The organism is Sneathiella sp. (genome assembly GCF_029233945.1).
GTDB lineage: Bacteria > Pseudomonadota > Alphaproteobacteria > Sneathiellales > Sneathiellaceae > Sneathiella.
Window position 1 is genome coordinate 22,859 of the sequence record NZ_JARGOQ010000027.1, and the last position, 23,430, is coordinate 46,288.

A 23,430-nucleotide genomic window follows, 5' to 3' on the forward strand; every position below is an offset into this window, starting at 1 on the left:
GCATTATTTTATGAGATCGAGCAGATACTCGCCATAGCCGCTCTTCCTGAGCGGTTCGGCGAGGGCGGCGAGTTCATCCGCCGTGATGAATTTCTTCTGATAGGCGATTTCTTCCGGGCAGGCAATTTTAAGCCCTTGCCGCTTTTCGATTGTCTGCACGAAATGGGAAGCTTCCAGCAGATTGTCATGGGTTCCGGTATCGAGCCAGGCACTCCCGCGTCCCAGCAATTCCATACTGAGTTCTTCTTGGTCGAGATAAAGACGGTTGAGATCGGTGATTTCCAGCTCCCCGCGCGCGCTTGGCTTTAAGTGCCTGGCAAAATCAATCACCTGGTTGTCATAGAAATAGAGCCCGGTGATGGCAAAGTTGGATTTTGGTTTCTTGGGCTTTTCCTCCACCCCGATGACTTTACCGGTGTCATCGAATTCAGCAACGCCATAGGCCGTCGGGTCCGAAACATGATAGCCGAAGATGGTCGCGCCCGTTTCCCGCGCCTTGGCATTCTGCAAGAGCTGGCTGAAACGGTTGGCATAGAAAATATTATCACCAAGGATAAGCGCCGAGTGATCGTCGCCAATATGATCCGCGCCGATAATAAACGCCTGAGCCAGCCCATCCGGTGACGGCTGCGCGGCATAGGAAATATTAAGCCCCCAACGCGCGCCATCGCCCAGCACGCGTATGAACACATCCTGTTCTTCCGGTGTGGTGATGATCAGGATATCCCGGATATTCGCCAGCATCAGGGTCGCCAGCGGGTAATAGATCATCGGCTTGTCGTAGATTGGCATCAGCTGCTTGCTGACGCCCAATGTCAGGGGATGCAACCGGCTGCCTGTGCCGCCCGCGAGAATAATGCCTTTATGCGCCATGGATCCTGTCTCAATGTCAGTTAAAATGAATACGCTAGGAATAGCATATCATTAACGCCATAGAGTTTAAATTTTCTTACCCCCCCTCCCGATCAATCGACGACCGACGTGACCCTGCGGCATGGCGTACTGCGCGCCTCCATCTCATCTGCGATCCGGCCATAGAGAAGTTGGGCCCCGCGATGGTCCGGCTCGCGCCTCAACAGGTCTTTCAATGGTTCAAGGGCCTCCTCCGCACGGTCGGCCTTATAAAGGATCGTCGCAACGAGCATCGTGCCGTCTGCGGAGGCGTCAAGAAATGGCCGGTTCCGCTCCAGAATTTCCATTGCCTCCGTCGGCGCACCCGCCTCCAACATGAGCTGGATAATCGGGATGGCGGGATCAACGGTTGAATCGCATCTGAAAAAAGCTTCATCGACTGATTTAAGGGCCTCGACAACCGATCGTCTCTCATACTCACTTACCTTCGGCAGGTTTTTTTTGAGCGCAGTAGCACAGCCCCGGAAAATCTTGATATCGCCATAGCTGACACGTATCAGCGCAAGAATCTGGGACAGGCTGTGGTTGTCGAAATTTTCCTCGGCGATTTTTTTCATCATGAAAAATTCGTCCGGCCCGAAGTTGCGGATATGGTTGTTGAACTGATACTTTAGATGCCTGATCTTCCGGCGCCCCGGGTTCATCAGGATGCCCGCCATCTCCAGCGATGATTTCGAATGACCGGGGGAGAGGAACCGGCCCTTCCCTCTCCTCACATATTCGCCAAGTGCATGATAATTGACATGCATGCTGAAGGTGCCATTACGGGCCACCCGACGCGGCGGAAGATCCGCGAGATCGGAGAGTGCCGACACCCCGAAATCACCGGTCATCAGGAACATCGACCCTGACGTCAGTGCACTGAGGCGGTCGATCATCCGAAAGCCGCCGACAGGCAGGGAAAAATTCATCTCCCCCGTCATTCTCCGGTATTTTTCAAGAATACGGTTCCAGATTTCATTCTCATAGGGCTCCGCCTTGACGGGCTGTTCCCTGTAATCAAAATCCGTCTCGCGGATGATATCCTCGATTTTTTCGCTCTCCGTTTCGATACGGTGGCAGACCCGCCTCTCGAACAGCCTTTTCTCCTTCACGCTGTAGAAATCATGCGGCAGGCTGTCGATAACATAATTCGCGATGACAGAAAGCGGATGGGAAAGACTGCCCGGCGTGATTTCCCGCCCCGAAATCAACAGCCGGACCGGATCATCTTTCAGCACGTCAAGATAGGCGAAATCCAGCACCCCTTGGTCAACAAAGGGCTTCAACTGCGGATGCGTCCGCCAGAAGTCGATGGCGGCCTCGCTCACCTCCGTCATCACATAGACGACATGCCGTTTTTTCGCGATGGCCAGCTCTTCCGGGGAGAAAAAATGCCGCAAGAATCCATAGGCAAAGCGGCCTGATCCGGCGCCAAGCTCCATTATGTAATGCGGCTCCCGCCGGGCGCGGCCTCCACCGCTCTGGCCGAAATCATCGAGAAAGCCTCTGATGACATTGGCATAGGCCCGCCCGATAAACGGGTTTGTCGTTACATAATTCGGCACCCTTCCCGGCCCCCAGGCGTCAACGCCGAGCGTGCCGTAATAACTCCGCACCAGATCCCAAATGGGAGAGCGGGACAGGGGAACATAATTTTCGAGAGGTTCATTCGCCGTCATCTTGAGCCACTTTCCTGTTATTCTCACATCTCACAAACGCGTCGCGGGGACGTTTCGTGAAAACGGCAAAAAACATTCAGCGATACGGCTTTACCTGCGACCTTAGCTGATGATAATGATTTCAAGGAACCGGCGGCGCGGTCAGACACCATTACGGCATCGGCAGAGAGAAAGCATGACAGAAAAAATGGATGAGGCGACGACGGAATGGCAGATCTGGGTTGATCGCGGCGGCACCTTTACCGACCTTGTCGCGCGGCGGCCCGATGGCGGGATTGTCACCCACAAGCTGCTGAGCGAAAACCCGGAGCAATATGAGGATGCGGCGCTGCAGGGCATCCGCGACCTGCTGGGCCTTGAGAAGACCGATGATATCCCCGCATCGCAGATCGATGCGGTCAAGATGGGCACGACGGTCGCCACCAATGCGCTGTTGGAACGTAAGGGCGAGCCGCTACTGCTGGTGACGACGGAAGGCTTCCGTGACGCCCTCCGGATCGGATATCAGACCCGTCCAAAGCTTTTCGCGCTCAATATCGAGCTGCCGGAAATGCTTTATCAAAAGGTGATTGAGGTGAAGGAACGTGTCGGCGCCACCGGCGAGATAATCCACCCGCTGGATATCGAGGAAGCGCGGAGCCGCCTGCAAGAAGCCTATGATACAGGCCTGCGCGCCTGCGCCATTGTCTTCATGCATGGCTATCGCTATCCCGACCACGAACAGCAGGTTGCGAAAATCGCGAAAGAGATCGGGTTCACGCAAATCTCCACCAGCCATGAGACCAGCCCGCTGATGAAGCTGGTCAGCCGGGGGGACACCACGGTGGTCGATGCCTATCTGTCGCCCATCCTGCGGCGTTATGTCGACCGGGTCGCGTCCGAGCTTGGGGATACGCGCCTGATGTTCATGCAATCGAACGGCGGGCTGACGGACGCGAGATTTTTTCAAGGGAAAGACGCCATTCTCTCCGGTCCGGCGGGCGGCGTGGTCGGCATGGTCCAGACCAGCGCCATGGCCGGGTTCGAGAAGGTTATCGGCTTCGACATGGGCGGCACCTCGACCGATGTCTCCCATTATGGCGGCGAATATGAACGCACCTTCGAGACTGAGGTTGCGGGCGTGCGCATGCGCGCGCCGATGATGCTGATCCACACCGTTGCGGCGGGTGGCGGCTCGATCCTGCATTTCGATGGTGCGCGGTACAAGGTCGGCCCCGATAGCGCCGGTGCCAATCCCGGCCCAGCCTGTTATCGCAAGGGCGGACCGCTGACCGTCACCGACTGCAATGTGATGCTCGGCAAGCTTTCCCCGGATTTCTTCCCCAAGGTCTTCGGCCCTGATGCGGACAAGGCATTGGATGTGGAGACAGTACGCGAGAAATTCGAGGCCTTGGCCGCGAAAATCAATGCCGCCACGGGCGATAATCGCAGCCCGGAGGAAGTCGCGCGGGGCTTTCTCTTTATCGCGGTCGAGAATATGGCCAATGCGATCAAGAAAATTTCCGTCCAGCGCGGCTATGACGTCTCCGAATATGTTCTCACCTCTTTCGGTGGTGCAGGGGGGCAGCATGCCTGCCTCGTGGCCGACAGCCTTGGCATGAAGAAGATCATGCTGCACCCTTACGCCGGGGTTCTCTCCGCCTTCGGGATGGGGCTTGCCGACCTGCGGGTGATGAAAGAAAAGGCGATGGAAGTCACGCTGGAAGACGCGGCGCTGCCCGGAATTGCCAAAACACTCGATGCCCTCGCCGTGGAGGGACAAACGGACATGCGCGCGCAAGGCGTCAGCGAATCCCGCATCGAAGTCGAGCGCAAGCTGCATGTGAAATATCAGGGCTCCGATACCACGATGATCGTGGATGACGGCCCGCTTGAAAAGGTGATCAAGGCATTTGAGGTCGCGCATCGTCAGCGCTTCGGCTTCACAACACCGGAAAAAGCGATGATCGTCGAGGCCGCCGCCGTTGAGGTGGTGGGCATCGGCGACAAGATCGCTGATCCGGTCCGATTGAGCGGCGATGGCGCGGCGTCCCCTCTCGCCTTTGAGGCAATCTTTATCGGGAATAGCTGGCAGGACTGCCCTTTCTATGATCGCGATGCCCTGCCCTCTGGGGCAAGGATCGACGGTCCGGCTGTCATTGTTGAGAAAACCGGGACAAATGTAATCGAGCCGGGCTGGCAGGCGGAAATGAGCGATAAAGGCTATCTCGTCCTCACCCGCGTGGAAGAACTCAAACGAGCGCGTGCGATCGGCACGGAAGTTGATCCGGTCATGCTGGAGATTTTCAACAATCTCTTTATGAATGTCGCCGAGCAGATGGGCACGGTGCTGGAGAAAACCGCCTATTCGGTGAATATCAAGGAGCGGCTCGATTTCTCCTGCGCGGTCTTTGACTTGAACGGTGACCTGATCGCCAACGCGCCGCATATGCCGGTGCATCTGGGCTCCATGTCGGAGAGTATCAAGGCGGTGATCACCAAGCATGGCACAACCATGAAAGCGGGCGATGTCTTCGTTCTGAACGCCCCCTATAACGGTGGCACCCATCTTCCCGATGTTACGGTAATCACGCCGGTTTTCGATCTTGAGGGGGATGACATCCTCTTCTACGTCGCGAGCCGGGGCCATCATGCGGATATTGGCGGGCTTACACCCGGTTCCATGCCACCCGACAGCCGCCGGGTGGAAGAGGAAGGCGTTCTCCTCGATAACATCCTGCTCGTCGATGGCGGTCGGCTTCTGGAGGACGAAATTACCAAGATCCTGAAATCCGGCCCCTACCCGTCCCGCAACACAGACCAGAATATGGCGGATTTAAAGGCGCAGATCGCGGCTTGCGAAAAGGGTATTCAGGAACTGCGCAAGATGGTCGATCATTTCAGCCTTGAAGTGGTCCATGCCTATATGGGCCATGTGCAGGACAATGCGGAGGAATCCGTGCGCCGCGTGCTCGATGTCCTGAAAGACGGCAGCTTCACCTATCCCATGGATGACGGCTTTGAAATCAAGGTACAAATCTCGATCAACAAGCAGGACCGCACGGCCCGCATCGATTTTACCGGCACCAGCGGGGAACATCCGACCAACTATAACGCGCCACGGGCCGTCACCACGGCGGCGGTGCTTTATGTGTTCCGTTGCCTGGTGGAGAGCGATATTCCGCTTAATGCCGGCTGCCTCAAACCGCTCGAGATTATTGTGCCGGAAAAATCCATGCTGGCGCCGGAATATCCGGCGGCCGTGGTCGCGGGCAATGTCGAAACCTCGCAATGCATCACCGATTGTCTGTTTGGCGCGCTCGGCGTGATGGCGGCGGCGCAAGGGACGATGAATAATTTCACCTTCGGCAACGAAACCTACCAGTATTACGAGACCATCTGCGGCGGTTCCGGCGCGGGCCCGGATTTCGACGGGACCGATGCGGTCCATACCCATATGACCAACGCCCGCCTGACCGACCCGGAAGTCCTCGAATGGCGCTTCCCGGTGATGCTGGAAAGTTTCGAGATCCGCAAAAATTCAGGCGGTAAGGGCAAACATAAGGGCGGCGACGGAACGTTACGGAAAATCCGCTTTCACGAGCCGATGACGGCGGCGCTGCTTTCCAGCCACCGCGTCGTGCCGCCCTTCGGTCTTAACGGCGGAGAAAATGGTGAGGTCGGCAACCAGTGGGTGATTCGGGAGAACGGCGACATCGACCCTTTGGAAGGCCGTGATAAAACAGAAATGGCGGCAAATGATATCTTCGTTATCCAGACACCGACCGGCGGCGGTTACGGCAAGTAGTTAGTTCCCTGCGAGGAATTTCTGCCAGTTGAGGTCGGCATCCTTGATCCGTTCGGCGATGCCCGTTTTCTCCCAGCGGACACGACCCGCGTCATGGCCGAAAAGATAAAGCTTGTTATCGAAGATCAGCCAGACGCCCGGGTCCGTATCGGCGAGATTGCCGAGGCTCATCTGGTTAGAGCAATAGCCGCCATATTGCGGGGCGTAAGCCGAAGGGTTGGCGGCAAAGAGATCGCGGCTTTTTGCATCCATAAAGCGCCAGGTCGCGCCCTTATATTCAACACTGAAATCGCCGTTTCCTTCTTCGGGCGCGGCCTTCGTGAAATAAGCTGTGCTGTCATAGCCATCGACGGCAAGCCCGCCGATAAAGCTCTTGTTGATATTCTCAAAGGCTAAGGCTTTTCCCGCCCCGATAAAAAGCAGGATAATAAGGACAAGGGCGATACGGCGATACATATGACGTCTCCCAGAGATGACACCGCCATTAGTGCCGTACTATCCAGCGTTTTGGAAATCAAAAATTCGTCATTAGCCCGCGCGGCGGACCCGCTCATAGGCCAGGTTGGAGGCAAGCAGCCGTTCCGCCGCGTCGGGCGAGATGTCTTTTCGCTTGGCGTAATCTTCCACCTGATCGCGTCCGACGTTGCCGATCCCGAAATAGCGCGCCTCCGGATGGGAGAAATAGAGCCCCGAGACCGACGAGGCCGGCATCATGGCGAAACTCTCGGTAAGCTCGATACCGATCCGCTTTTCCGCCTCCAGCAGGTCAAACAACCCGCGCTTTTCCGAATGCTCCGGACAGGCTGGGTAACCCGGTGCCGGGCGGATGCCCTGATAACCCTCGCGGATAAGCTCCTCATTGCCGAGGTCTTCGTCCCGGGCATAGGCCCAAAGCTCCTTACGCGTTTGCTGATGAATATACTCAGCCATCGCTTCCGCCAGCCGGTCCGCCAAAGCCTTCAGCATAATACTGCTGTAATCATCGTGGGTTCGCTTGAATTCCTCAAGTTTTGTTTCAATCCCAAGGCCCGCCGTCACAGCAAAGGAGCCGATATAATCCTTCAAGCCGCTCTCCACCGGTGCGATATAATCCGCAAGACTATGATTGGCGCGACCGTTTTTACGCATCATCTGCTGGCGCAGGAAGTGGAACCGATGTTTTTCCTCAGTCCGGCTCTCATCCGTATAGACGATGACGTCATCCCCGTCGCTCGCCGCCGGGAACAGACCGACAATCGCCTTCGCCGTCAGCCATTTCTCCGCGATGATCTTGTCCAGCATGGCGGTCGCATCGTTATAAAGCTCGGTCGCTGTTTCCCCCACCACGTCGTCCTTCAGGATTTTCGGAAAATGCCCCGCAAGCTCCCATGTGCGGAAGAAGGGAGACCAGTCGATATAATCGCGCAGGCTGGCCAGATTGATGCCCTGAAACTCGTTCAGGCCCGGAAAAGGCGGGACAGGCGGCTGATAATCCGTCCAGTCGATCGGCACACCGTTGGCGCGCGCCTCGGCAAGCGTGAACTGCTGATCGGGGCGGGATTTTTTGAGATAATTCTCCCGCACTTGCTCATATTCTACTTTAATACTATCCACTAACTCTTTGTTATTCTCATTGCTGGTCAGCTTGGTGGCGATACCAACCGCACGCGAAGCGTCCGTCACATAAATTGTCGGTCCATCATACTGCGGCGCGATTTTCAGGGCCGTATGTACCTTCGAGGTGGTCGCCCCGCCAATCAGCAGCGGCAGCTCAAACCCCTGACGCTGCATTTCAGCCGCAACTGTCGCCATTTCCTCAAGCGACGGTGTGATCAACCCGGAAAGACCAATAATGTCAACCTTCTCTGCAATCGCCGTTTCCAGAATTTTTGGATAAGGCACCATCACACCGAGGTCGATCACCTCGAAATTATTGCATTGCAGGACCACGCCGACGATATTCTTGCCGATGTCATGCACATCGCCCTTGACCGTCGCCATCAGCACCTTGCCCTTGGTCTGGGATTCGCCGCTCTTGTCTTTCTCCGCCTCGATAAAGGGCAGCAAATGCGCCACCGCCTGCTTCATCACGCGCGCGCTTTTCACCACCTGCGGCAGGAACATCTTCCCCGATCCGAACAGATCGCCAACCACATTCATGCCGTCCATCAACGGCCCCTCGATCACCTGAATGGGGCGCGGGAATTGCTGGCGCGCTTCTTCCGTATCGTCGATGATATAATCGGAGATGCCCTTCACCAGCGCATGGGTCAGCCGCTCTCCGACTGTCCCCTCACGCCAGGTGAGATCAACCACATTGCTTCGCTTCTGGCCGATGGCCTGCTCCGCCACTTCGAGCAGTCGTTCCGTCCCGTCGTCGCGCTTGTTGAAGACCACATCCTCGATCCGGTCGCGCAGGTCTTCGGGGATATCGGAATAGACGGCGAGCTGGCCCGCGTTGACAATGCCCATGTCCATCCCGGCCTGGATCGCATGATAGAGGAAGACGGAATGCATCGCTTCGCGCATCGCGTTATTTCCACGCAGGGAAAAAGACATATTGCTCACCCCGCCACTGATCTGGATATGCGGGAGGGTCGCCTTTAACTCGCGTGTGGCCTCGATATAATCGCGGGAGAAGTTACGATGCTCGTCAATGCCCGTAGCAATGGGAAAAATATTCGGATCGAAAATGATATCTTCAGGAGGAAAATCAACGACTTCCGTTAAAATCTTATAACAGCGTGTACAAATCTCGATCATCCGCTCTTTGCTGTCCGCCTGACCGTCCTCATCGAAAGCCATGACCACAGCCGCCGCGCCAAAGCGGCGCACTTCCCGCGCATGTTCAATAAATTCCGTCTCACCTTCCTTCAATGAAATTGAGTTGACGACACCCTTGCCCTGAATGGTTTTAAGGCCCGCCTGCAAGACGTCCCATTTTGAACTGTCGACCATAATCGGCACGCGGCTGATATCCGGCTCCGAGGCGATCAGGTTGAGGAAGGTGGTCATGGCGGATTTCGCATCCAGCATGGCATCATCCATATTCACATCGACGATCTGCGCACCGTTAATCACCTGCTCTCGCGCGATATCGAGGGCGGTGTCGTAATCCCCGTCCATCACCAGTTTCTTGAACTTGGCGGAACCGGCGACATTCGTCCGTTCCCCCACATTGATAAAGCCCGCCACATCGTCCAGATAAAGAGGCTCCAGCCCGCTCAGACGGCAGACAGGTTCCAGTGCCGGAATTTTACGCGGGGCGATATCAGCCACCGCCTCGGCGATCGCGGCGATATGCTCAGGGCGCGTGCCGCAGCAGCCACCAACGATATTCACAAGGCCGCTTTTCGCAAACTCGCCAAGCTGTTCGGCCATATAGGCGGGGGTATCGTCATACTCGCCAAGTTCATTGGGAAGGCCCGCGTTCGGATGCACACTGACCCGCGCCGTCGCAACATTCGAAACCGACTGAACATGTGGTCGCAAGTCCTTGGCGCCCAACGCACAATTAAATCCGATACTGATCGGCCTCACATGAGCCATGGAGGCCCAGAAAGCCTCCGCCGTCTGGCCCGAGAGTGTCCGGCCCGAGGCATCAGTTATCGTGCCGGAGACCATAACCGGATGACGAACCCCCGTTTCGTCAAAATAGCGCAGCACCGCATAGATGGCTGCCTTACAGTTCAGGCTGTCGAAAACCGTCTCGATCAGGATGATCTGTGCCCCGCCGTCGATCAGGCCGCGCAATGCCTCGTCATAGGCTTCAACCAATTCATCAAAGGAAACATTGCGATAGCCCGGATCGTTCACATCCGGCGAGATGGAGGCTGTGCGGTTGGTCGGCCCCAGCACGCCCGCGACAAAACGAGGCTTTTCGGGTGTCTTCTCCGTCCAGCGATCCGCGGCCTTTCGGGCGATCGCCGCGCCTTGTTTATTCAGTTCATAAACCGCGCGTTCCAGCTTGTAATCGGCCTGGGCAATCGACGTTGAGTTAAAGGTATTGGTCTCCAGAATATCCGACCCCGCCGCCAGGAAGTCATCGTGGATCTTCTCGATCACTTCCGGCTTGGTAAGGGTCAGGAGATCGTTATTCCCCTTCAGGTCGTTGCTGACATTGGCATAGGCCGTGCCCCGGTAATCCTCCTCCGTCAGCTTGAACCCCTGGATCATGGTGCCCATGGCGCCATCGAGAACCATGATCCTCTTATCCAGAATAGCCTCAAGTTCCGCAAATGCCGGTGACTTCTGCATGGGGTGACCTTTTACAAAAAAATTAAATAATTTAAACGGTTACAGTCTCTATCTCAGGCCGCAGCCCAAGTGTATGGCAGACAGAATAGACCAAGTCCGCCCGGTTCAATGTATAGAAATGAAAATCCGTGACCCCGGCGCGCTGTAGTTGAAGGCATTGCTCTGACGCGACCATCGCGGCAACCAGATTGCGGGTTGCCGGATCCTCGTCCAGATCTTCGAACAGATGGGTCAACCACGCGGGCACCTGTGTGCCGCATTGCGTGCTGAACTGCCGGATTTTGGAATAGCTGGTGACCGGCAGGATACCCGGCACGATCGGAATGGTGATGCCATGGGCCCGCGCCCGGTCAACAAAGCGGAGATAGACTTCCGGATCGAAGAAGAACTGCGTGATCGCCCGGGTCGCACCTGCGTCCATCTTGCGCTTCAGATAATCAATATCTGCAAGGCTGGATTTCGCGTCGGGATGAATTTCCGGATAGCAGCCGACGGAAATTTCAAAATCATGTTTTTTCTTCAAAAACTCGATCAGCTCGACCGAGCCCGCAAACCCGCCCGGATGCGGCTTGAAGCTCTCAAACCCTTCCGGCGGATCACCACGCAAAGCGACAAGATGGCGGATGCCGCTCTGCCAGTAGCGATCGGCGATTTCCTCGATCTCGCCCTGCTCCGCGCCGACGCAGGTCAGGTGAGCGGCAGGCTCCAGTGTCGTTTCCTGACGGATTCGGCTGACCAGCGCATGGGTCCGCTCCCGCGTTGAGCCGCCCGCCCCATAGGTGACGGAGACAAATTTCGGACCCAGCGGCGCAAGGCGCATCAGGGCCTGCCAATGCTTCTCGGCGAGGGCGTCGGATGTCGGCGGGAAGAATTCAAACGACACGTCGACGCGGTTTCGCGCCTGCGCCCCCGTCAATCCGCCGGAAATATCATTCCGTTCCGGTATTCCTGACATGATCATGACGCAACGGCTCCTTTGGATTGAATGGCGGCGGCCGGAACGGCCGTCCAGATATTAACGGTGAGCGGATCGCCCTTCAGGACGGTGAAATCCTTCGGCTCCAGCCCAGCCTCGGCGCAATAGGTGCGGATGCTGTCCTCATCGAACCCCATATGCCAATGAGCATGCTCCGTGCGCAGGCTGTCGAGGGAATGCGGCGCAAAATCGACAATCGCCAGAATGCCGCCGCCCCGCAAAAGCCGCGCTGATTCCCGGATGGCGATGCCCGGATCCTCCGCATAATGCAGTACCTGATGGATGACGATGGCGTCCTGGGACTGGTTCGTGAAGGGCAGGTTATACATATCCGCGAGGCGCACCTGGCAATTGCGCAAACCCGCATCCTCAATCGCCGTGCGGGCGAAGGAGAGCATCTCCCGGCTGGTATCAACGCCGATGGCATGGGTGACCTTGGGACCGAACAGTTCCAGCATCCGGCCGGTGCCCGTCCCGATATCGAGAAAATCAGTGATCTTGTGCCCCTTGGTCAGCGTCAGCAGGGCATCTTCCACGGCCTCTTCCGGCACATGAAGGGAGCGAATCTCATTCCAGCGAGCAGCATTTTCCCGAAAATATTCCTCCGCCGCCATGATCCGTGCCTTTTTGACCGTTTCCAGCCGCTCAAGATCGCGGGACACGATGGGGTCCGCCTCCGGGACCAGATCGACAAGGGTGCGCGCCAGTAGTGAGGCGTTATGCTTCGCAGACAGCCGGTAAAAGACCCAGCTCCCCTCCTGATACCGATCCAGCAGGCCAGCATCGCATAGAAGTTTCAGATGGCGCGAGACACGGGGCTGGCTTTGCCCGAGAATCTGCGTCAGTTCACTGACCGTCAGTTCCGAATGGCCGCAGAGGACCAGCAATCTGAGCCGGGTTTCCTCCCCGGCAGCGCGTAGTCCCAAAAGCAGATTTTCCACACCGACCTCAACAAAATCAAAAATTTAAATGATATAAACATATCCTTATATCTTTGTACAGAGAAATTGCGGTGCGATGCGCGACTTTTTCGCCACACCATAAAAGTAATCTGTTAACCTGAAAAAACGGCGACTCGCCTTGGATTTAGCCGTATGATAGTTACGATAGCGGGGATTGCCGTGTCTAAGACCGTTGTTTTATTGTAAAAATCAGTTAAACAGGGTTAAGTAATAAGGTTAAAGACTTTGGTAACTCTTCCCGGATAGATTTAGGCCTCACTTCCGGACCACAGGTACTGAGTTGGAAAAGATAAAAATGGGTTTGCGTTCAAAATCATCCTCCCTAAAAGCCAGTCTAACGGCCATTGCCCTTCTCGTCGCTGTCAGCGGCTGCGCAACACCGCAGCAGAAGGACGGCAAAGCCGTCGCGGTGATGTATAACGAGGTTTACGATCCGCTTGAGCCGATGAACCGTTATTTCTTTGATGTGAACTACGCCCTTGATGCGCTGTTCCTCAAGCCGGTGGCGGAAATGTATCGCGGTGTTGTTCCGGAGCCTGTGCGCGACAGCGTTACCAATTTCCTGACGAACCTCTCTCAGCCGATCTACCTGATCAATAACGTTCTTCAGGGCGACTTGAATGGCGCCGGGGACAATATGGGCGCATTTTTCACCAACACCTTCCTCGGTGTGGGCGGGCTGTTTGATGTGGCCAAGCTGAACACGCCGGTTGAGGATATGGGCCAGACCTTTGCGAAATGGGGTATCCAGGAAGGGCCGTATCTTGTTGTTCCCCTCCTCGGGCCCAGGACAACACGCGCCGCCGTTGGCGGTGTTGCCGATTATTATCTCGACCCGATCAATTACGCCGCCAGGGAAAACGATATCGATAATGTCGGCATCATTCGCGCAGCGGCCACGGGAATTGACCAAAGGTCCCGCTCGATCGAGGCCCTTGATGAAATCGAGAAGAACGCGATCGACTTCTATGCCGCCATCAGAAGCCTGTATCGACAAAATCGGAACAATATGATTCTTAATGGTGCCAGCAATTCGACACAATTGCCGAATATGTCATTTGATGATGATGACGAGCCCGTTAAGAAAGATTAGTTGAACTTACTTTTTTCATTCGAAATTTTATTTTCCATTTGGAAACGGATTCCGTCGGGAGTGTATTGATGTTCACAAGACGAAAGTTTTTCCAGAAAACGCTCATCGCAACGGCGATGGCCGTCCTGTTTCAACCATCGGCCTTCGCGGCGGAAACGAAGGAGCAGGCTGCCCTGACGATGGTCAAGGGAATCGGCGATGAGGCGGTTGCAACGCTTGCAGACAAGTCCTTAAGCGAAGAGCAGAAACAGGATCGCTTCGAAACATTTCTTGATTCCAGCTTTGACATGAAGCGCATTGGACGATTTGTCCTCGGCCAGTACTGGCGCGATGCAACGAGTGCAGAGCAAACCGAGTTTCTGAAAGTTTTCCGCGATTACATGGTGACAAGCTACGCCGAGAAAATCGGATCTTATTCCGGCGAAAACCTGGAAATCAAGGATGCCACATCGCTCAATGACAAGGAATCATTGGTTCATTCAGTCATCGTTCGCCCTAGCGGACCGCCCATCAAGCTTGACTGGCGGGTTCGCAAAACCAATGACGGCGAGAAGATTGTCGATGTCATTATTGAGGGGATCAGCATGGCACAAACCCACCGGTCAGAGTTTGCCTCGGTGGTCAGCCAGTCTGGCGTTGACGGCCTGATCAAAAAGCTGGAAGAGCAGATCAAGACCGCCTCAAGCTCATAAGAATCTTTTTATAAAGAAATCAATGCCGCCCCGCAGGCTGCCGGGCGGCATTTTTTATGCTTTCTCGAAACAGTAACCCACGGCGCGCACGGTCCGGATGAGGTCAGGCTCACCTTTTTCGTTCAGTGCCTTGCGCAGGCGCCGGATATGAACATCCACCGTCCGATCCTCGACATAGACATTCTGGCCCCAGACACCGTCCAGCAATTGCTCCCGGGTGAGGACACGCCCTGCCCTCTCCATGAAGTAGCGGAGCAGCTTGAATTCCGTGGGTCCAAGGCGCAGCTCCCGCACGCCCCTCTTCACCTTATAGGCAACCAGATCGACGACGACATCGGCAACGCTTAGTTGCTCGTTGCCCACTTCCGGATTGCGGCGGCGGAGAACGGCACGAATGCGGGCCATCAACTCGGCCGGTGAAAAGGGTTTTGCGACATAGTCATCGGCGCCGACATCAAGGCCCCTCACCCGGTCTGCTTCCTCACCACGCGCGGTGATCATGATAACCGGCAGGTTGCCATGCTTCTGGTCCCGGCGAAGGCGACGGCAAATCTCGATCCCGGATACCTTTGGCAGCATCCAATCGAGAAGCAGCATATCAGGCTGTTCTTCTTCAATCGCAAGCATTGCTTCATCCCCGTCATGAGCGGAAGCAACATCAAATCCCTCGCTCTCAAGATTATACCGCAAGAGCTCGACCATGGCCGGCTCGTCTTCAACTACAAGTATCTTCATTTAATAATCAATCACCTCAGGAATTCTCGTTCTCTATCATTGTAACACTGGTTTTGTCACCTTTAGGACGCGGTTCCGTCGGCATCTCACCGGTGACCTGATAGACTATAATTTCAGCAATATTTGTCATGTGATCGCCGATCCGTTCAATATTCTTTGCCATGAAGATTAAATGTGTACAGCTCGTGATGCTGCGCGGATCCTCCATCATGAAGGTCAGAAGCTCGCGGAACATGCTGTTGTAAAGCTGGTCCACCTCCTGATCCCGTTTCCAGACATCATACGCGAGATCAGGGTCGCCATTGGCATAGGCTTTTAATGTGTCGTCAATCATCCGGCGGACCATATCACCCATCCGTGGGATAGAGGAAACCGGCGCGAGCGATGGCGATGTATTCAGCGCGATCACGCGTTTGGATATATTTGCCGCATAGTCAGCAACCCGCTCCAGAACGGACGCAATTTTAAGCGCCGAGATCACCAGCCGCAGGTCATCCGCAACCGGATTCCTGAGCGCCAGCAGACGGATCGCCTTGTTATCGACCTCTTGTTCCAGATCATCGACAGCCCTGTCCGCCTCAATCGTCTTGAGGGCGAGTTCGGTGTTCCGTTCGGTCAGGGAACGGACGGCTGCTTCAAGCTGGGATTCGGCAAGCCCCCCCATCTCGACGATGGTATTGCGAACATCTTCAAGCTCTTCGTCAAAGGACTTAACGATATGACCGCTACTCATTTTGGAATTCTCCTGTTCCTGACTGCATTATCAACCGAACCGGCCGGTGATATAGCCCTGTGTCCGCTCATCGGACGGGCTGGTAAACAATTTTTCGGTATCGCCCGTCTCGACAATCTCCCCAAGGTGGAAGAAGGCTGTCTGCTGGGAAATACGCGCCGCCTGCTGCATCGAATGGGTCACGATGATGATGGTGTAGTTTTCTTTAAGCTCATCGATCAGTTCCTCCACCTTTGCCGTAGCAATCGGGTCGAGCGCGGAACAGGGTTCATCCATCAGGATAATGTCCGGCCGCACGGCCAGTGCCCGGGCAATACAGAGCCGCTGTTGCTGCCCGCCGGAAAGACCGGTGCCCGATGAATGCAGACGATCCTGCACTTCCTTGATCAGGCCCGCCTTTTCAAGGCTGGTCAGCACGATTTCATCAAGGTCATCCTTATTGTCGGCAAGACCGTGAATACGGGGGCCATAGGCGACGTTATCGTAGATCGACTTGGGGAACGGGTTTGGCTTTTGAAACACCATGCCGACACGCGCCCGCAAGAGAACCTCGTCCACTTCCGGGCCGTAAATATCAACCCCGTCGAGCATAATTTCCCCGGTGACCCGGCACCCATCCACCGTGTCATTCATGCGGTTGATGCAGCGCAGGTAAGTTGACTTGCCGCAACCGGACGGACCGATCAGAGAGGTCACCTGATGCTTGTTGATATCCAGCGACACGCCGTGAAGTGCGTGATTATCGCCGTAATACACATTGACATCCCGCGTCGCGATAATAACCCCGTGGTCCGCATTACGCTGCGCTTCCACATTTTCATCTGCCTGGATCTGCACGTTCATTTCCTTCTACCAACGACGTTCGAACTTCTTGCGAAGGAAAATCGCAAAAGCGTTCATTAAGATAAGAAACCCGAGCAATACCATGATCGCGCCGGATGTTTTTTCGACAAAGGCCCGCTCCGGGCTGTCTGCCCAGAGGAAAATCTGCACCGGCATCACCGTTGCCGGATCACCAAAGCCGCTCGGGATATCTGCAATAAAGGCGACCATCCCGATCATCAGGAGCGGCGCCGTTTCACCGAGCGCCTGCGACAGGCCGATAATCGTCCCCGTCAGGATGCCCGGCATGGACAACGGCAGGATATGATGAAACGCCGCCTGCTGATTTGACGCCCCAAGGCCGAGGGCAGCCTGACGGATGCTGTCCGGCACGGCGCGGATGGCCGCGCGGGCGGCAATAATAATCGTCGGCAGCGTCATCAGGGCCAGCGTCAGCCCGCCAACAATTGGCGCCGATCTTGGCAAATGCGCCACGTTGAGGAAGATCGCCAGCCCGAGAAGACCGAAGACGATCGAGGGAACCGCCGCCAGATTGTTGATATTCACCTCGATCAGGTCGGTGAGCTTATTCTTGGCCGCAAATTCTTCCAGGTAAATCGCCGTCATCACACCGATGGGGAAGGCAATCACCATGGTAATCACGAGTGTATAAAAGGAGCCCACCATGGCACCGGCAATACCCGCCTTCTCCGGCTCCCGGCTGTCGCCGTTGGTGAAGAAGCCCGTATTGAAATGAATTTCGATATCGCCGTCCGCCTCCAGCACGTCCAGCCAGGAGAGTTCCATGTCTTTTACGCGTCGATCATCCTCTATCAGGTTTCGGTCGATATAGCCTTTATTGACCATGTCGACATCATCGCCAGCGAGGAGCGAAACAGGTTCCGTCTTGCCGATCAGTTCAGGATTATTTTCGACCATTTCACGCAGCTTGGTATCCGCATCGCCACTGACAAGGCTGAATAACCGTCGGAGGTCGCGCCGGCTCGTCACCTCAGGGAATTTCGCGCGCAGGGCATTCTGCACCAGCTTGCTGTAGTTCGCCGAGCGTAGCTCCATCGGATCCCGTGTTCCGTTCGGATCGATAACCTCTTCCGAGAAAGTGATATCCAGCGTAACAAAGGTCTGCACAAAGGCAGTGTACCCTTTGCTCACAATACTGAACAACAGGATCGCAAGCAGCGTCAGCGCCGTGATGATCGCCAGCAAGCCCGTCAAACGGAACCGACGCTCCGCTCGCTTGCGCTTTGTCAGGTTCTTGATGAATGCTTCTGATTGCCAGGCGTTGCCGCCCTCTTTTTGAGCTTGATCAGTCATATTTTTCCCGATATTTGCGAACCACGATCAAGGCGATCACGTTCAGGCATAAGGTGACAATAAACAGCACCAGGGCCAAGGCAAAGGCGGCAAGCGTCTTGGCGCTGTCGAATTCCTGATCCCCCACCAGCAGGCCGACAATCTGCACGGTCACCGTTGTCACGGCTTCCAGCGGGTTGGCGGTCAGGTTGGCGGCAAAGCCGGCGGCCATCACCACAATCATGGTTTCGCCGATTGCCCGGCTGACGGCCAGCAGAACCGCGCCGACAATACCCGGCAGGGCCGCAGGCAGGATCACTTTACGGACAGTCTCCGATTTAGTCGCGCCAAGACCGTAGGATCCGTCGCGTAAAGACTGCGGCACCGCCATGATGATGTCGTCACTCAAGGAAGACACGAAGGGGATGATCATCATGCCCATAACAACACCGGCGGCAAGCGCGCTTTCGGAAACAACATCGATCCCGAGGGAATCGCCAAGGTCGCGGAAGAAAACGCCGACCGTCAAGGCGGCGAAGAAGCCATAAACCACCGTCGGGATACCCGCCAGAACTTCCAGCATCGGCTTGACCGCCGAGCGGAACTTGCTGGACGCATATTCCGTCATGTAAACCGCGCTCAACAGCCCGAGGGGAACCGCCACACACATGGCGATGAAGGTAATGAGCAAGGTGCCCGTGAATAGCGGAACCGATCCGAATGCCCCGGAGGAGCCGACCTGATCGGCACGAAGAGCCGTCTGCGGGCTCCAGGTGAGGCCGAAGAAGAACTCGCTCATCGGGACCTTGCCGAAAAACTGGATCGTCTCGAACAGGAGCGAGAGAACAATGCCAAGGGTCGTGAGAATAGAGATAATCGATGCCAGGATCAGAACAATATAGATCACGCCTTCAATCGTCTTGCGGACCCGAAGGTCCGGATTAATTCTTAAAATCGAGAAATAGAGCCCTGCCCCGGCGGCCAACAGAAGAATAACCGGAAAAACAACCCGGTCGATCTGTCGCATGGCGCCTGTGTCCATCTGGATCGGCGTCACCTGGAGCATGGCCCAGAGCGCGCCAAGAACAACGGGCGGCACCAGAGCCCAGATAACCACATATAGTCCGAACTGATGCGGGCGGGGCGTAATAAAATTAGAGGATTTGCGAACGGTGCTGAGCGCCTTTTTCGAGCCGAACCAATATCCAACCGCAGACATCAGCAAAAGAACGATTAAAAGAGGGTAAAAGCTCATATCGGTTTCTTTTTGTTTAGTGAAAAGGACGCGGAGAAGGGTGGAAAGAGGCGAGCGACAAACATCCCCCGCCTCTTTCGAACAGGATTACATAAGCTTCAGAGGCGCCAGATCGAGGGCTTCTTTGCGAACCTTTACACGCTCAGCTTCGGTCAGCGGGATCAGACCCTTTTCGGTCAGATAACCGAATTCGCCGAAGGCTTTTTCACTGGTGAATTCAGCAATGAATTCCTTGATGCCTGGAACTTCACCAACATGTGAGTCTTTCACATAGAAGAAGAGAGAGCGGGAAATACCATACTGACCATCTGCGATGTTATCGAAAGTCGGCTCGACACCGCCAACCGTTGCACCCTGCAACTTGTCGGAGTTCTGGTCGAGGAAGCTGAAACCGAAGATACCGACAGCATCCTTGTTTGCTTCAAGCTTCTGAACGATCAGGTTGTCATTCTCACCGGCTTCGATGTAAGCGCCGTCTTCACGAACGGAATGGGCAACAGAGGTGAAGGCCTTCTTGTCTGATTTTCTCAGCGCTGTCAGCATATCGTAGCCTTTTGCGCCACCTTCCATGGCCAGCTCAACAAACGCGTCGCGCGTTCCGCTGGTCGGGGGCGGGCCGAGAACTTCGATTTTCGTATCCGGAAGGGACGGATCAATGTCTTTCCAGGTTTTGTATGGATTATCAACCAGTTTTCCGTCGATCGGAACCTGCTTGGCAAGCGCTGCAAAAATCTGCTTCTTGGTCAGTTTCATCGGCGCGACTTCCTTGGAATTCGCTAGAACGATGCCGTCATAACCGATTTTGACTTCGGTAATATCGGTAACGCCGTTTTTCGCGCAAGTTTCAACTTCAGACTTCTTGATGCGGCGCGAAGCGTTTGTGATATCAGGTGTATTCAAATCGGCGCCCGCACAGAAAAGCTTCAACCCACCGCCAGAACCGGTGCTTTCAACAACCGGTGTCTTAAAGCTACCGGTGCTGCCGAAAGCTTCAGCAACTGCCGTTGAAAAGGGGAAAACTGTCGAAGAGCCGACGATTCTGATCTGATCGCGAGCCATGGCCTGCCCCGAGAGGGCAACAGTAGCGACCGTTGCGGCGATCGCCAGACCGAAAGTTTTGTTTAGCACGTTTCATTCTCCGTTAATTGCATACGACAGCATTATCTGTCGTTGGACGGACAATGCGCTGCGTCAGCGACAGAAATACTACAGTTTCATGACAGTAATGTTACAGCGTATAAACGGCTGATTTCTGCGGCTTACAGGCTATGCCAGAGGCAATCTGACGGAGAATTTCGAGCCTTCACCGACTATGGATTCAATCTCGAGATGCCCACGATGGCGACTCACAATATGCTTCACAATGGCAAGGCCCAGACCTGTCCCGCCAAGTTTGCGGCTGCGATCGCTGTCAACCCTGTAGAATCGCTCCGTTAATCGGGACAGATGCTCCTCGGGGATGCCCTCCCCTTCATCGATGACAGTGATCCGCGCCTCGCGCGCCGCAACCATCACCTCAACGCGGATTTCGCTTTCCTCCCGACTGTATTTCAGGGCGTTGTCCACGAGATTGGTAAATATCTGGGTCAACTGATCGAAGTCCCCGGTGACGAACACGTCATGTTCCGGCATCTGTACGGCGATTGACTTGCCAAGCTCGGTTGATTTTGCCTTGAGCAGGCTGTGAACCCCTTGCAGAACCTTGCCAAGGTCGACCCGGTCTGAGGGGCGGCTGTGCTCATTTATCTCGATCTGCGACAGGGATAGAAGATCGTCAATCAGCTGCGACATCCGCAGCGATTGCGCCTGCATCATGGAGAAAAACCGCTGATGCGCCTCCAGATCATTCCGCGCCGGCCCGATAAGCGTTTCAAGGGCGCCAATCAGGATCGCAAGCGGGGTTCGGAGCTCATGGCTGGCATTGGCGACAAAATCGACCCGCATCTGCTGCATCCGGCGCGATTCGGTCAAATCATGCAACGTCACAATCAGGCGAAGACCCTCGCTGCTCTCATCCTTCAGGTTAACAATATAGGCCGCGACATGGCGCGGCACCACATCGGAGATGGTGAATTCAATCCGCATGTCCGGATCCTTGCCCGCATAGGCGGCATCGACCGCCTTCAACAGAGCCGGATGACGCAAGAACCGGGTGAGATCCCCCTCCATTTCCGTGACATTGAAGAATTTGTTCGCCGCCGCGTTGGAACGGCGGATGCGCCGCCGGTTGCCGAGCACCAGCACCGGATCGGGCAGCATATCGAACAGAAGCGACGCCTCATCCTGACGCGATTGCGCCTCTTGCAGCATATGTTGCAGCACGCGGCGATATTGCTGCATGGTCAACAATAAATTATCCAGGGGGAGCAAGCCAGTCCGCAGGCCCGTCGCATCATCTCCTTCCAGCGGCGACATGATCGCCGCCCGCTCCATCCGGAAGGCCACCGCCTGCATCTCGCGGACCAGTCTGGTATAGAGAATCAGGGCGGGTAATATTGCGGCGGCAATAATCAGTAAATATTCATCAAGAACGAACTCTTCACCCGAATATAAAAAGAATGTGACGATGGAAACGGGCGCGGCCATGGCGAAAACGAACACCAGCATTTTCCATAAGTAGCTATTACTATTATACATTCTCTATTCTCATTGCGTTCGCATCAGGGTCAGGGGGATAGTTCCGTATTTCTTATGAGAGCGTTGTTTTACAGTTTTGTGACAGCGGCGAGCGTTTCCCCGATTTCCCGGTTGAGCACCAGATCCGCGTGACCGTCCAGAGGGGTCGGCTCCCGATTGAGGATCACCAGCCCCGCCCCGCCCTGCTTCGCCATCAGCGGGATATCCGCCGCAGGATAGACAACGAGAGACGAGCCGATCGCCAGCAACAGATCACAGGTCAGGGCCGCAGCGGAAGCCCGGCGCATTTCTTCCTCCGGCATGGCCTGTCCAAAGGAAATAGTCGCTGTCTTGATAATTCCGCCGCATCTGCCGCAAATCGGCAGAGTTTCATCTTCCGAGAAGATTTTCTGCACTTCAACGAGTTCCATCCGGGAACCGCAGTCGAGGCATTTTGCGTAAGTTGTATTGCCATGCACTTCGATCACATCTTCATCGCGAATGCCGGAAGCCTGATGCAGGCCATCTATATTCTGCGTGATCACCGCGCCGATTTTTCCTTTATCGTAAAGTGAGGAAATCGCCATATGCCCTTTATTTGGCTTGGCTTTCGACAGGACCGATTCCATCGCGAATTTACGCCGCCAGCTCTCGCGCCGAGCCTCTTCCGACCCCAGGAATTCGGAAAAGTCGATCGGCCGGTTCTTCTCCCAGAGACCGCCGGGACTGCGAAAATCGGGAATACCGGATTCGGTACTGATCCCTGCCCCGGTAAAAATGACGATTGACCGGCTATTCTCGATCAGCTCGGTAAAGGCATCAAACTCTGCTTGCATTCCAGTCTCCTTGCGCGCCGCGCATCTCCCGTTCAATCGGCGTTGCGCATCTGCGCCTATTATAAGGATAAAGCGCGCAACACCCTAATTTCCAGAAAATTTGCCCATCATTCGTCACAAGCAGGAATGCGAGACGTTATCTGTACATGTCAAACGGCACCGCTTTCGCGCTGCCTGCCATCAGGAGCTCAGCATGAACAGGGAAAACATGAACAATATCGTTGCAAAGGAATTTTCGGACGCCTTGGCCCGCTGTAACCAGCAGGGTATCGACGCCAGCACGGTGCGCACCGGCCTGCTCACCATCGCCATCGCCAATTTCGTCAACGGAATAGGCCTCGCCAACACGGTTTCCCTGTTTGGGGTGCTGCCAGAGCAGATCCGCTCCGGCATGTTCGATCGTTTCGTCGATCCGTCACAACCGCAGGCGGCCCATTCCGCTCCCGCCTACCGACCTCCGGTCAGCGTCACCCAACAGCAGCCAGTCGATGTCAACCGTCACGGCGCGTCCCCTGCCCCAACAGTTCAAGCGACGCCCATCAAGCGGCGGCGGCTATAGCCGGGCAGAGGCGGCAAGGGGGTAAGAATTTGAGTGAAATCCCGGAAAAAGAAGGAAAAACAGCCTTTCGCGGCATTTCCGTAAATTTTACAACAATTTTCCCTAACCATTAACCGTTTTTAAGGAAGATGGCCGTAGGCTGTAGCGTAGATTCGTTCTACATTTTTATGAGAGAGGCCTAGCTGTGCCGCAAAATAAACGACTTGCCGCCCGTCTCCGGACAGTACTTCTCGCCACGACC

The 23,430-nt window shown here is 55.5% G+C and carries 18 protein-coding genes; 4 read left to right on the plus strand and 14 right to left on the minus strand.

The features are described 5' to 3' along the window. Nucleotides 1-3: 3 nt before the first annotated feature. Nucleotides 4-873, minus strand: a complete 870-nt coding sequence (rfbA, locus tag P1U71_RS10350) for a glucose-1-phosphate thymidylyltransferase RfbA (protein WP_301105523.1) — start codon at nt 871-873, stop codon at nt 4-6. Nucleotides 874-965: 92 nt separating this feature from the next. Continuing rightward, nucleotides 966-2,573, minus strand: coding sequence for an SAM-dependent methyltransferase (locus P1U71_RS10355; RefSeq protein WP_301105524.1), 1,608 nt, complete (start codon nt 2,571-2,573; stop codon nt 966-968). A 175-nt stretch (nt 2,574-2,748) separates the two neighbouring features. Between P1U71_RS10355 and P1U71_RS10360 the strand changes: the two genes are divergently transcribed. Beyond that, the gene (locus tag P1U71_RS10360) at nt 2,749-6,360 is read left to right on the plus strand and encodes a hydantoinase B/oxoprolinase family protein (RefSeq protein ID WP_301105525.1); all 3,612 of its coding nucleotides are present in this window, start codon (nt 2,749-2,751) and stop codon (nt 6,358-6,360) included. Here P1U71_RS10360 and P1U71_RS10365 read toward each other — a convergent pair whose 3' ends face one another. The 4 genes from P1U71_RS10365 to P1U71_RS10380 all read right to left on the minus strand — a co-directional run bounded on the left by P1U71_RS10365 (nt 6,361) and on the right by P1U71_RS10380 (nt 12,513). Then, nucleotides 6,361-6,816, minus strand: a complete 456-nt coding sequence (locus P1U71_RS10365; RefSeq protein WP_301105526.1) for a YHS domain-containing (seleno)protein — start codon at nt 6,814-6,816, stop codon at nt 6,361-6,363. Between the two features lie 72 nt (nt 6,817-6,888). Further along, nucleotides 6,889-10,596, minus strand: coding sequence for a methionine synthase (gene metH / locus P1U71_RS10370; RefSeq protein ID WP_301105527.1), 3,708 nt, complete (start codon nt 10,594-10,596; stop codon nt 6,889-6,891). Between the two features lie 31 nt (nt 10,597-10,627). After that, complete coding sequence (gene metF / locus P1U71_RS10375) at nt 10,628-11,557, minus strand: methylenetetrahydrofolate reductase [NAD(P)H] (protein WP_301105528.1); 930 nt, start codon at nt 11,555-11,557, stop codon at nt 10,628-10,630. Then, nucleotides 11,554-12,513 carry a metalloregulator ArsR/SmtB family transcription factor gene (locus tag P1U71_RS10380; RefSeq protein ID WP_301105529.1) on the minus strand — a complete coding sequence of 320 codons (960 nt, stop codon included), beginning with the start codon at nt 12,511-12,513 and terminating at the stop codon, nt 11,554-11,556. The genes metF and P1U71_RS10380 overlap by 4 nt, the downstream gene beginning before the upstream one ends. A 316-nt stretch (nt 12,514-12,829) precedes the next feature. On the opposite strand from P1U71_RS10380, the gene P1U71_RS10385 reads away from it, so the two are divergent. Further along, nucleotides 12,830-13,627 carry a VacJ family lipoprotein gene (locus P1U71_RS10385; protein ID WP_301105530.1) on the plus strand — a complete coding sequence of 266 codons (798 nt, stop codon included), beginning with the start codon at nt 12,830-12,832 and terminating at the stop codon, nt 13,625-13,627. A gap of 68 nt (nt 13,628-13,695) precedes the next feature. Further along, complete coding sequence (locus tag P1U71_RS10390) at nt 13,696-14,319, plus strand: phospholipid-binding protein MlaC (RefSeq protein ID WP_301105531.1); 624 nt, start codon at nt 13,696-13,698, stop codon at nt 14,317-14,319. Nucleotides 14,320-14,373: 54 nt separating this feature from the next. Here the strand turns inward: P1U71_RS10390 and phoB are convergent, their stop codons facing one another. The 8 genes from phoB to P1U71_RS10430 form a co-directional block, all read right to left on the minus strand. Then, nucleotides 14,374-15,054 (minus strand): phosphate regulon transcriptional regulator PhoB, encoded by a 681-nt coding sequence (gene phoB / locus P1U71_RS10395; protein WP_301105532.1) that lies wholly within the window; start codon nt 15,052-15,054, stop codon nt 14,374-14,376. Nucleotides 15,055-15,070: 16 nt separating this feature from the next. After that, on the minus strand, nt 15,071-15,787 hold the full coding sequence (phoU, locus tag P1U71_RS10400; RefSeq protein WP_301105533.1) for a phosphate signaling complex protein PhoU: 717 nt from the start codon (nt 15,785-15,787) through the stop codon (nt 15,071-15,073). A gap of 30 nt (nt 15,788-15,817) precedes the next feature. Further along, a complete protein-coding gene (pstB, locus tag P1U71_RS10405; RefSeq protein WP_301105534.1) occupies nt 15,818-16,630 on the minus strand; it encodes a phosphate ABC transporter ATP-binding protein PstB in 813 nt (270 codons plus the stop codon). A gap of 6 nt (nt 16,631-16,636) precedes the next feature. Continuing rightward, the gene (pstA, locus tag P1U71_RS10410; protein WP_301105535.1) at nt 16,637-17,944 is read right to left on the minus strand and encodes a phosphate ABC transporter permease PstA; all 1,308 of its coding nucleotides are present in this window, start codon (nt 17,942-17,944) and stop codon (nt 16,637-16,639) included. Then, a complete protein-coding gene (gene pstC / locus P1U71_RS10415; RefSeq protein ID WP_301105537.1) occupies nt 17,937-19,178 on the minus strand; it encodes a phosphate ABC transporter permease subunit PstC in 1,242 nt (413 codons plus the stop codon). Before pstC ends, pstA begins: the two co-directional genes overlap by 8 nt. An 87-nt stretch (nt 19,179-19,265) precedes the next feature. Further along, nucleotides 19,266-20,306, minus strand: a complete 1,041-nt coding sequence (locus P1U71_RS10420) for a PstS family phosphate ABC transporter substrate-binding protein (RefSeq protein ID WP_301105538.1) — start codon at nt 20,304-20,306, stop codon at nt 19,266-19,268. Nucleotides 20,307-20,444: 138 nt separating this feature from the next. Next, complete coding sequence (locus P1U71_RS10425) at nt 20,445-21,815, minus strand: ATP-binding protein (protein ID WP_301105539.1); 1,371 nt, start codon at nt 21,813-21,815, stop codon at nt 20,445-20,447. Between the two features lie 68 nt (nt 21,816-21,883). Then, nucleotides 21,884-22,630, minus strand: a complete 747-nt coding sequence (locus P1U71_RS10430) for a Sir2 family NAD-dependent protein deacetylase (protein ID WP_301105540.1) — start codon at nt 22,628-22,630, stop codon at nt 21,884-21,886. 193 nt (nt 22,631-22,823) lie between these two features. Between P1U71_RS10430 and P1U71_RS10435 the strand changes: the two genes are divergently transcribed. After that, the gene (locus P1U71_RS10435) at nt 22,824-23,189 is read left to right on the plus strand and encodes a hypothetical protein (protein WP_301105541.1); all 366 of its coding nucleotides are present in this window, start codon (nt 22,824-22,826) and stop codon (nt 23,187-23,189) included. Nucleotides 23,190-23,430: the final 241 nt, after the last annotated feature.